11 protein-coding genes are annotated in these 10,720 nt (G+C 27.8%); 9 read left to right on the top strand and 2 right to left on the bottom strand.

Annotated elements, in window-relative coordinates:
- Positions 1-82 precede the first annotated feature (82 nt).
- The 8 genes from arcC to hcp all read left to right on the top strand — a co-directional run bounded on the left by arcC (position 83) and on the right by hcp (position 7,763).
- Positions 83-1,027: a carbamate kinase gene (gene arcC / locus B3603_RS22895; protein WP_291569153.1), complete on the top strand. Its 945-nt coding sequence runs from the start codon at positions 83-85 to the stop codon at positions 1,025-1,027.
- Between the two features lie 75 nt (positions 1,028-1,102).
- Positions 1,103-2,314: an arginine deiminase gene (gene arcA / locus B3603_RS22890; protein WP_291569152.1), complete on the top strand. Its 1,212-nt coding sequence runs from the start codon at positions 1,103-1,105 to the stop codon at positions 2,312-2,314.
- A 79-nt stretch (positions 2,315-2,393) separates the two neighbouring features.
- On the top strand, positions 2,394-3,389 hold the full coding sequence (gene argF / locus B3603_RS22885; protein WP_291569151.1) for an ornithine carbamoyltransferase: 996 nt from the start codon (positions 2,394-2,396) through the stop codon (positions 3,387-3,389).
- A 357-nt stretch (positions 3,390-3,746) separates the two neighbouring features.
- Positions 3,747-4,310 (top strand): putative glycolipid-binding domain-containing protein, encoded by a 564-nt coding sequence (locus B3603_RS22880; RefSeq protein ID WP_291569150.1) that lies wholly within the window; start codon positions 3,747-3,749, stop codon positions 4,308-4,310.
- A gap of 369 nt (positions 4,311-4,679) precedes the next feature.
- Positions 4,680-4,838 (top strand): rubredoxin, encoded by a 159-nt coding sequence (gene rd / locus B3603_RS22875; RefSeq protein ID WP_069187817.1) that lies wholly within the window; start codon positions 4,680-4,682, stop codon positions 4,836-4,838.
- A 139-nt stretch (positions 4,839-4,977) separates the two neighbouring features.
- Positions 4,978-5,199 carry a hypothetical protein gene (locus B3603_RS22870; RefSeq protein ID WP_291569149.1) on the top strand — a complete coding sequence of 74 codons (222 nt, stop codon included), beginning with the start codon at positions 4,978-4,980 and terminating at the stop codon, positions 5,197-5,199.
- A 134-nt stretch (positions 5,200-5,333) separates the two neighbouring features.
- On the top strand, positions 5,334-5,891 hold the full coding sequence (locus B3603_RS22865; protein ID WP_291569148.1) for a YhcN/YlaJ family sporulation lipoprotein: 558 nt from the start codon (positions 5,334-5,336) through the stop codon (positions 5,889-5,891).
- A 180-nt stretch (positions 5,892-6,071) separates the two neighbouring features.
- Positions 6,072-7,763 carry a hydroxylamine reductase gene (gene hcp / locus B3603_RS22860; protein ID WP_291569147.1) on the top strand — a complete coding sequence of 564 codons (1,692 nt, stop codon included), beginning with the start codon at positions 6,072-6,074 and terminating at the stop codon, positions 7,761-7,763.
- Positions 7,764-7,784: 21 nt separating this feature from the next.
- On the opposite strand, the gene B3603_RS22855 is transcribed toward hcp, so the two are convergent.
- Positions 7,785-9,050 (bottom strand): nucleoside-triphosphatase, encoded by a 1,266-nt coding sequence (locus B3603_RS22855; RefSeq protein ID WP_291569146.1) that lies wholly within the window; start codon positions 9,048-9,050, stop codon positions 7,785-7,787.
- Between the two features lie 254 nt (positions 9,051-9,304).
- On the opposite strand from B3603_RS22855, the gene B3603_RS22850 reads away from it, so the two are divergent.
- Positions 9,305-9,715 carry a hypothetical protein gene (locus B3603_RS22850; RefSeq protein ID WP_291569145.1) on the top strand — a complete coding sequence of 137 codons (411 nt, stop codon included), beginning with the start codon at positions 9,305-9,307 and terminating at the stop codon, positions 9,713-9,715.
- 137 nt (positions 9,716-9,852) lie between these two features.
- Here the strand turns inward: B3603_RS22850 and ispF are convergent, their stop codons facing one another.
- Positions 9,853-10,344, bottom strand: coding sequence for a 2-C-methyl-D-erythritol 2,4-cyclodiphosphate synthase (gene ispF, locus B3603_RS22845; RefSeq protein WP_291569144.1), 492 nt, complete (start codon positions 10,342-10,344; stop codon positions 9,853-9,855).
- Positions 10,345-10,720: the final 376 nt, after the last annotated feature.

Genomic DNA, 10,720 nt, shown 5'->3' with positions numbered 1-10,720 from the left:
TACTATGAAGTTATAAATATCTTAATATTCTGAATATGTGCGTCGGATAAAATAGTGTTAAAAATATATGGGGGGGTTAATAATGAAAATTGTATTAGCTTTAGGGGGAAATGCATTACAATCAAATCCAAAAGATAAAAGTGCAAAAGCTCAATTAGAAACATGTAAAGAAACGGCAAAATCAATAGTAGATTTGATAGAAGATGGTCATACAATATCTATCGTTCATGGAAACGGACCTCAAGTTGGACAAATAGTAGCTACTGTAGAGGATGCCATAAAGCAAAATGAAACAAATGTATTATTTCCATTTGATGTATGTGGAGCATTCTCACAAGGATACATCGGATACCACCTTCAAAATGCCATTTCAGAGGAACTCGCTAGAAGAAATATAAATAAACCTGTAGCCACAATAATCACTCAAGTTGTTGTAGATAAAGATGATAAGGGGTTTCAAAATCCAACAAAACCAATAGGATCATTTTACAGTAAAGAAATAGCTGAGAAATTAGAAAAAGAACAAGGATATATTATGAAAGAAGATGCTGGTAGAGGATATAGAAGAGTAGTTGCATCACCTAAACCAATAGATGTAATAGAAAAAAATACAATTAAATATTTAGTTGATAGTAACAATATAGTAATATCATGCGGTGGAGGGGGAATACCTGTAATCAGAGAAGATTCAGAGGTTAAAGGAGTTGCCGCAGTTATAGATAAAGATTTTGCAGCAGAGAAATTAAGTGAGATATTAGATGCTGATTGCTTGCTAATATTAACAGCAGTAGAGAGAGTTTGTATAAATTATAATAAACCAGAAGAAAAGTCACTTGATATTATAACTTTAGAAGAAGTTGATAAATATATATCAGAAGGTCAATTTGCACCTGGAAGTATGTTACCTAAAGTAGAGGCATGTAAAAAATTTGTAATGCATGATAATAATAAAGTTGCAATAATTGCTTCTCTTTCAAAAGCAAAAGAAGCATTGAAGGGACTATCAGGTACTAAGATAGTTAAATAGATTTATGAATTGAAAGTAGGGTATCCTATAGAGAAATGAGAGGTTTCTCATTATGAATTAAGGAAGTGATAGTTTATGGAAAAAAGAAATATAGAAGTTTACTCAGAAATTGGTAATTTAAAAACTGTTCTTCTTCATAGACCTGGAAAAGAAATAGAGAACCTTACACCGGAGTATCTAGAACGGCTTTTATTTGATGATATTCCATATTTAAAAATTGCTAGAGATGAGCATGATAAATTTGCAGATTTATTTAAAATCAATGGAGTAGAAGTTTTATATCTTGAGAATTTAGCAGCTGAAGTTGTAAAAAATTCAGAAATTAAGGAAAGATTTATAAATGAAGTTATACGTGAAAGTAATATAGAAAAGGATTATATTAAAAGTGAAATAAAGTCATATCTTTCATCTATGTTACCTAAAGAGATGATAGATACTGTAATGGCAGGAATTAGAAAAATTGATATCTCTATGAAGGAGAGCTCTAATGAGTATCCATTCTTGCTAGACCCTATGCCAAACTTATATTTTACTAGAGATCCATTTGCTTGCATAGGAAATGGTATATCTCTTAATTCTATGAAAAAGCCTATTAGAAGAAGAGAAAGTATATTTGGTAAATATATATTTAAATATCATCCTAATTTCAAAGACTCTAATATTAAAATTTATTACGATAGAGAAGATGAATTTCACATAGAAGGTGGAGATCAGTTAGTATTGTCTAAAGATGTCTTAGCAGTAGGATATAGTGAAAGAACGGACAAAGAGGCTATATTTGCTTTAGCTAAAAATATTTTTAGAGCTAATGAAAGTTTTAAAAATATATTAATATTCGACATACCTAAAATAAGGGCATTTATGCATTTAGATACAGTATTTACAATGGTTGATTATGATAAATTCACTATACATCCAGCTATAGAAGCTAGCTTGAAAGTAACAAATTTAAGTTATGATAAAACTAAAGATGAAATAGTTGCAATAGAAGAGGAAGATAGTCTAGAAGCTATATTATCTAAATATTTAGGCCGTGATATTACCCTTATAAGATGTGGTAATGGAGATCAAATAATTTCAGGAAGAGAACAATGGAATGATGGTTCTAATACCCTAGCGATATCACCAGGTAAAGTTATAACTTATGACAGAAATTATGTAACTAATGAACTTTTAGATAAACATAATATAGAGGTGTTTTCTATTGCTTCTAGTGAGCTCTCTAGAGGAAGAGGAGGCCCAAGATGTATGTCAATGCCGTTTATTAGAGAAGAATTAAAGTATTAAATTAAGATTTAAAGTAATAAATCTTAATGATTATTTAAGTATAGCTAAGTATAAAAATATTAATTAGGGGGAATTGAATATGTTTAACCTTAGAAACAGACACTTTTTAACACTTATGGATTTTACACCAAAGGAAATTAATTTTTTACTTGATTTAGCTCAAGATTTAAAAAAAGCTAAGTATACTGGAGTTGAAGAGCAAAAATTAAAAGGTAAAAACATAGCGCTATTGTTTGAAAAAGATTCAACAAGAACAAGATGTGCATTTGAAGTTGCTGCACATGATCAAGGAGCTCATGTAACATACCTTGGACCAACAGGTAGCCAAATGGGAAAAAAGGAATCTATAGCAGATACTGCTAGAGTTTTAGGAAGAATGTATGACGGAATAGAATATAGAGGATATGGACAAGAAATAGTTGAAGAGCTTGCAAAATATGCAGGAGTTCCGATATGGAATGGACTTACAAATGAAGATCATCCAACTCAAATATTAGCTGACTTTTTAACAATAAGAGAACATTTCTCAAAGCCACTTAGTGAAATAAAATTTGTTTATGCTGGTGATGGTAGAAATAATATGGCAAATGCTCTTATGATAGGTGCCGCTAAAATGGGAATGGACTTTAGGATTGTAGCGCCAAAATCATTACTCCCAGAAGATGAATTAGTTAAAAAATGTGAAAAAATTATAAGTGAAACTGGTGGTAAAATAACATTAACTGATAATGTTGAAGAAGGCGTTAAAGACGTAGATGTTATATACACAGATGTTTGGGTATCAATGGGAGAGCCTGATGAAGTATGGGAACAAAGAATTAAATTATTAATGCCATATCAAGTTAATAAAAAGATGTTAGAATTAACAGGAAATAAGGATGTTAAGTTCATGCATTGTTTACCAGCTTTCCACGATGTAAAAACTAAAGTTGGAAAAGAGATATATGAAAAATTCAGCATAGAATCAATGGAAGTTACTGATGAAGTATTTGAAAGTTCCGCTTCTATAGTATTTGATGAAGCTGAAAACAGAATGCATACTATAAAAGCTGTTATGGTTGCAACTTTAGGATAATAAGATAGTTAAGCTAGCCCTAGGAATAATTCTTAGGGCTAGTTTTTATTTAAGCTATTCTTAATAAGTTAATAAAAAGATATTTATTCAATGTGCTTAAACAAGAATTTATATTATTTAAACTTTTGTACAAAATTTATAAATAAATACTTTCTAGTTTATAGAATTCATATTAAAGTACTATTTTGTCGATATTATTTAATATATTTGATTTGAAATATATTGAACAATAATAGTAATATAAGTATATAATAAACAATTGAACTAGTATGTTCCTGATATAAAGTTATTAATGATATACTTTTAAGACAAATTAATTTAATAACTACATAATAAGATAAAGAGAGGATATATTGCATGAAAAAAGAATTAATCTGGAAGGCATTAGATGAATTTTCTACAGAACATTTATGCCTTTATAAAGATCAAGATAAAATAGTAGCTAATTCTGTTGTTATAGGCATGAATGAAAATACACCATTTCGTATTAATTATGAGATAAATTGCAATTTAAACTGGAAAGTAAATAAAGTTGATATAAGGAAATTTGATAGTAAATCTACAAATATTACTTTATTATCAGATGATAATGGAGTTTGGAGAAAAAGTTGTGGTGAAGAGATAAAAGATTTAAGAGGCTGTATGGATATTGATATTTCAATTACGCCTTTTACTAATACTATTCCAATTAGAAGATTATCTTTAAATCCTGGAGAATTAAGTGAAATAAGGGTAATTTATATTGATGTCCATAATTTTAGGCTAAAACCTGTGACGCAAAGATATACTTGTTTAAATACAAATTTAGAAGGATCTAAATATAAGTATGAGAATTTAGACAGTAGTTTTGCTACTGAGTTTTTCGTTGATAAAAAAGGATTAATAATTAATTATCTAGATATATTTGAAAGAGTGGACTAAGAGATGAAACTATAAAAATCTCTAATGAGAATAATAAAAATGTAAAAGTTAAAATAACAGGAAAAGAGTCTAAAGAAAATATTAAAATTAAATTTTTATAATGTAAGTAGATAGGTTAAAGTAATATTAGATAAATAGCGATATAAGAACAATTATTATTAATTAATATATAATATTAATTTAAGATATTTTCTGAAAATAACGTTATTATTCTTTACAGTAACAATAATATCTGTTAAATTATAATTACAACAAAAGAAAGAAACTTGATTAATTCGTATATATTAAAAATAGAATATTAGGTATATTTTTCGATTAATTCTAGAAAAATATATATATGATAAATTTTATAATTTAGGAGGAAATATTATGAAAAAGTATGTTTGTGTAGTATGTGGATATGTTTATGACCCAGCTGAAGGAGATCCAGATAATGGAGTAGCACCAGGAACATCTTGGGAAGATGTACCAGAAGAGTGGTTATGCCCACTATGTGGAGTAGGTAAAGATCAATTCGAAGAAGAATAAAATATAGTTTACACATAATAAAAGTCACTATTTTAATAGTGGCTTTTTTATAATATAAAAAAACAATCATAAAACTTTATTACTCTTAATATTATATATCATCAATTAGGTTATAAATTAGGCAGAAGGAGAGAAGATTATGTTAAATGAAGTTCCAACGGTGATTTATGATTTGGAAGGAATTCCTATGAGAGTAATAAAAGCTTCTAAAATTTTTTTCAAAAATAGAAATGAAGAAGGTTATATACTTCATATAGAAAAAGCTGAAAAAGTTACTGCTGTAAGTGAATTTGAGCTTAAATATATAGATGGCAAGTATGTTTTAAATAGGAAAATTTTTAGAGAGATAATATTAGTATAATTTTAAAGTAAAAGGGGCAATTCTATTATTGGAAGTTGCTCTTTTTATTTATGTAAAAACTTCTAAAAAAATATAAATAAATTTTTCTAATTTGTGCAAACTAATATTATAAAAGAACGAGGAGGATTTAAACTATGAAGAAAAATTTAAAAACACTATTATGTTCAGTAATGGTATTATCTATTTTTACACTTCCTTTAATGGGATGTCGTACAACTACAACAACAGATGGTAATAAAGGTACAACAAATGGTACAACAACAGACGGCAATAAAGCAACAACAGACGGTAATAAAACAACAACAAATGGTACCACAACAAATGGAACTAAAACAACAACAGATGGTACCAATACAACAACAGACGGAACCATGGATACAAAGAGAGCACAAGATATAAGTACTAAAGTTAGAGCTATAAAGGGAGTAAGCAGAGATGCTGTAGTTGTTAATGACAATACTGCTATAGTTGGTGTTACATTAGAAAACACTGATATGAAGTTAGATGATAACATGAGAAAATCTATAGAAACTGCAGTTAAAGAAGTAGATCCTAAAATTACAACTGTTAAAATAACTAATGATACAACTCTGTTTGGCAGAATAGAAACTATGGGTAAAGATGTTATGAATGGAAAAACAATGACAGATATTAGAACTAACTTTAATACTTTAGTGAATGATATTAGATAATAGAACTAATAAAAAAACTCTACGAAAAAGTCGTAGAGTTTTTTTATTTTAGGTAACATTTGTTACCGATTATTTTATATTTAATTGATATAATTTCATTGTAAGGTAAATAAACAGAAAATATTGTTTAGATAAATTGAAGTAAAAAATATTTCTATTTATTGAAGGAGTTAAATAAAAATGTTTGAAGTGATTAAAAATATATTTAAATCAAAGGCAGAGGGGGAAAAAGAAATGTCAATGTTTTGTTATCAATGCGAGCAGACAGCTGGAGGAAAGGGTTGCTCTAAAGTAGGAGTTTGTGGTAAAAATCCTAGGGTTGCAGCACTACAAGATTTATTAATTCATCAATTAAAGGGTATAGGATTATATGGAGAAAAGCTAATTGAAAAAAATATTAAAATTGAAGATGAAATAAATGAGTTTATGATGGATGGGCTATTTTCCACATTAACAAATGTTAACTTTGATGAGGAGAGATTTGTTAAATATATAAATAAATCAGAAGAGCTTAAAAGAGCATTAGAGAATAAAGTCGGTGTAATGGTTGGAAACGGTATAGCTATGTACATTTCACCAAAAACTGTTGATGATATGGTTAATGAAGGAATGAAACATGGAGTAATGAATGATGGGTCATCAAATGAGGATATTCGTTCATTAAGAGAGTTAATAGTATATGGACTAAAAGGTATAGCAGCTTATTCACATCAAGCAAATGTTTTAGGAAAGTCTGATGAAAGGGTTAATAACTTTTTCTATAAAGCTTTAGCAGGAATAACTAAATTAGAGAATGGAATTGGAGAGTTATTCGATTTAGCGATGGAATTAGGACAAGTTAACTTAATAGTTATGGAATTATTAAGTAATACAAATAGAGGATTCTATGGAGTTCCTGAGCCAACAGAAGTATTAATTACAAAGAAAAAAGGTCCATTTATAATAGTTTCAGGACACGACTTAACAGATTTAAAACAACTATTAGAGCAAACAGAAGGAAAAGGAATAAATATATACACTCATGGAGAAATGTTACCATGTCACGCTTATCCAGAACTTAAAAAGTATAAGCACTTAGTAGGAAATTATGGTGGAGCATGGCAAGATCAGCAAAAAGAGTTTGACAATATTCCAGGTTGTGTCGTAATGACAACAAACTGTATACAAAAACCAAGAGAAACTTATAGTGATAGAATATTTACTACAAGTGTAGTAGGTTGGCCAAATGTTGCACATATAGAAGAAACAAATGGAATTAAAGATTTTACTCTAGCTATTGAAAAAGCTTTAGCACTAGGCGGATGGAGTGAAGATGAGACAGAAAAGAAAATATTAGTAGGATTTGGGCATGAAGCTACATTAAATCATGCAGATGCTATAATTAATGCTGTTAAATCAGGTGCTATAAGACACTTCTTCTTAGTAGGCGGATGTGATGGAGCTAAACCAGGAAGAAATTACTACACTGACTTTGCAGAAAAAGCTCCAAATGATACAGTAATATTAACATTAGCTTGTGGTAAATATAGATTTAATAAATTAGATTTAGGAACAGTTGCAGGTCTTCCAAGACTATTAGATGTAGGCCAATGTAACGATGCATATTCAGCAATTAAAATTGCATTAGCTTTAGCAGAAGCCTTTGAATGTGGAGTGAATGATTTACCATTATCAATGATACTTTCATGGTATGAGCAAAAAGCGGTATGTATTTTATTAACATTGTTATCAATAGGAATTAAGAACATTAAGCTTGGACCATCACTACCAGCATTTGTGTCTCCAAATGTACTGAATGTATTAATAGAAAAATTTAATATAGCCCCAATATCAACTGTAGAAGAAGATTTAAAAGCTGCTTTAGGCGAATAATAAAAAACCGTGACTGTGATGTCACGGTTTTTTTATTACAATAAATGAAGAGGTCTTTATATTATCAAATAGATATCCATCTTCATATTTATAAATATATTTATCTATAAATTCTTTAAGTATAGATATTTCCAATTCATTTTTTACTCTAAAGTGCTCTTTAAAAAACTTTAAGGCATCATCATAGTTTTTAAAAAATTGAGGGAAGTCATAGGTTAATTCTTTATGCTCATATTTACAGTTAAGCAATTGTAAATTCTCTAAGGTGTCATTGATGTTAAATTTCCGTGTAGATCTATTAATCATTTTATAAAATATTTCAGCATTAAAATTAGACTTAGTTGGAATTACAATAAAACCATAATCAATAATTAAATCATAAAATCTTAATAAGCTTTCTTTAGAGGTTGCACCGCCACCATGAATACTTAATGTAATATCGTGAGGCTTTATTTTAGCATTTTCAAAAGGTGATAATATAAAATCAATATTATATATTTTCTTTGACTTTGCTTTCCTTTTAAAAAAGTTTAACATATTGAAGGAAGAATCTACAGCAGTTATATGCTTAACGTCTTTAGAAAGGGGAATAGAAAATGTACCAATACCTGAACCTATATCTAAGAGAGTTTTATTTTTAAAATTAGGTACATAATTTTTTATCTCATCTACAATGATTTTTATATATTCACACTTTTTATAGTTAATAGCTTCATCATAGAATTGAATTAATTCCTCACTCCAATAGAAAGCATCTTTTTTCTTAAGCGGTACTTCAAAATTAGCTAATATAGGTATTAATTCTTCTAGGAGAATATCTCTATTTTCTTTATTAACTTCTATTATAATAACATCATTTCTACTTCTTATATTATTTAAAAACTCACAATCTCTCTTTTCTAAAACTCCAATAACTGTAGTAGTACTATCTAATAGTTTAAATACAATATCTTGAAACTTATAAGCTTTAGCCTCCATGAAGCCCAGCCCATCCATAATAATTACATTTCTTTTATAGAAGCTTTTTTCTAATATACTAAAGCCACCTTCGTTAAAAGAAGATAAAAAAATCTCAGCATCATTGAGGTGATCATTTAAAGACATTTTTGATATGGTATATTCCTCATTACCATCATATAAAGAAACTAAGTTAAACTTAACAGTATGGTTATCTATAATTTTTTCTGTAATATATCCTCCTATAGAAGTGTTGATTTTTTCAATTAGCTTTTTTAATATAGTAGATTTCCCTATACCCATTTCACCAGTTAAAAATAAATTTCTCATATACTAAAATCCTTTCAAGCTTATATCTAATTTGGAGTTATTTATGAGTTATATTCTTCGTTAAATTCTTGATTCCTTTAAAGTATATTTTCATTGATATAGAAAAAATACTAATGTATATCTAATACAAATAATTTATATGAAACGGAATATTTGAAAATAATTATATAAATATCAATATCATGTATATGTATCAATATTTCCACTTTAAGAATATAAAGGTATTAAAGTATATTTTGGAAGGGGATGTTCTTATGAGTGGAGTTTTGGTACAAGTTTTAATTATTATTACTATAGTGCTCGGAATTACAGGTATAGTATTAATATTTAAAAAGAATAATATAGAACCAAAAGAAAAAGCGTTTGAAAATATTTATACTATATTGATAATGCTCCAAAGCTTAGGATTTGCTGATAAAGAAACTAAAAAAAATTTAAAGCTAATTATGGAAGGAGTAAAATATGTAGAAGATAATTTTAAAGATTCCCCTAATAATGTTAAAGAGAACCAAGCTTTTAACTTTATTAAGGAACAATTAGATATTTTAAAATTTGATAATATATTAAGTGATGATGATATAAGAACTTTTATAAGATTAGCAGTTACTTTTTTAGAGCCTACTGAATTAGTTGAAGGAGAAGAAAATAAACCTGAGCAAGAATAAGATAATGATATAGTCTAATTTAAAGGTGAAAGTAAATTCTATAAGGTATTTGAAGTACAAAAATATATTATAAGAATGAAATGAGGTTTGGGAATACAGTTTTTATATTTCAATTTTCAGTGGAAAAAGCGTGATGTTTAGTCACGCTTTTCTTTTGAGCTCTCTAATAAAAGACAAATACTTTGAGAAGATATTCCTTCACCACTACCTGTAAAACCTAAACCTTCTTCTGTAGTAGCTTTTACATTTATTTTATTCTCTTCTATATTTAAAGCATTAGCTATGTTTTTTACCATAGTAGATATATGAGGTGCCATCTTAGGCTTTTGAGCAATTATAGTTGAATCTATATTACTTATTTCAAAATTGTTATCCTTTAAGAGCTTACCAACACACTCTAATAATGTTATACTTGAAATTCCTTTGTATTTAGGATCAGTATCAGGAAAATGCTTACCTATATCACCTAGTGAAGAAGCACCCAATAGACTATCCATTATAGCATGTATTAAAACATCTGCATCAGAATGTCCTAACAATCCTTTTTCATAAGGGATTTCTACACCACCAATAATTAGCTTTCTATTTTCAACTAATTTATGTACATCATATCCAAGACCAATTCTCATATTATTCCTCCTAAATTAAAATTTAATTAAACTATAATATATCATTAACTAAATACATAATCAATTTATAATATATAGAAAAAAGTACGCCTTTGCGTACTATAATAAATTCCTAAAATCATATATTTGTACTTTTGGTGGGATTTCTTTATTTTTTGTTCTAAAGATATTTTTTAGATGAAAAATAACTAGGCTTAAAGTTATTTTAGGTTTAAGCTTATATCTAGTTTTAGTCTGAAAATTCACATAAATTATATTATTCTTCATCATACCAGCCCCTTACTTAAAATTTTTATTAAAAGCTCATGGTTCTGTTTGCAATTTAAATTATATCATGAATTGAGAAATAATGGAATATTTAAAATCTTAGCAATTA

Origin of the sequence: Clostridium sp. UBA2485, from assembly GCF_002341865.1 — a bacterium.
GTDB lineage: Bacteria > Bacillota > Clostridia > Clostridiales > Clostridiaceae > Clostridium_J.
Note: the sequence above shows the minus strand (reverse complement) of the source record. Positions and strands in the feature narration are given on the sequence as shown.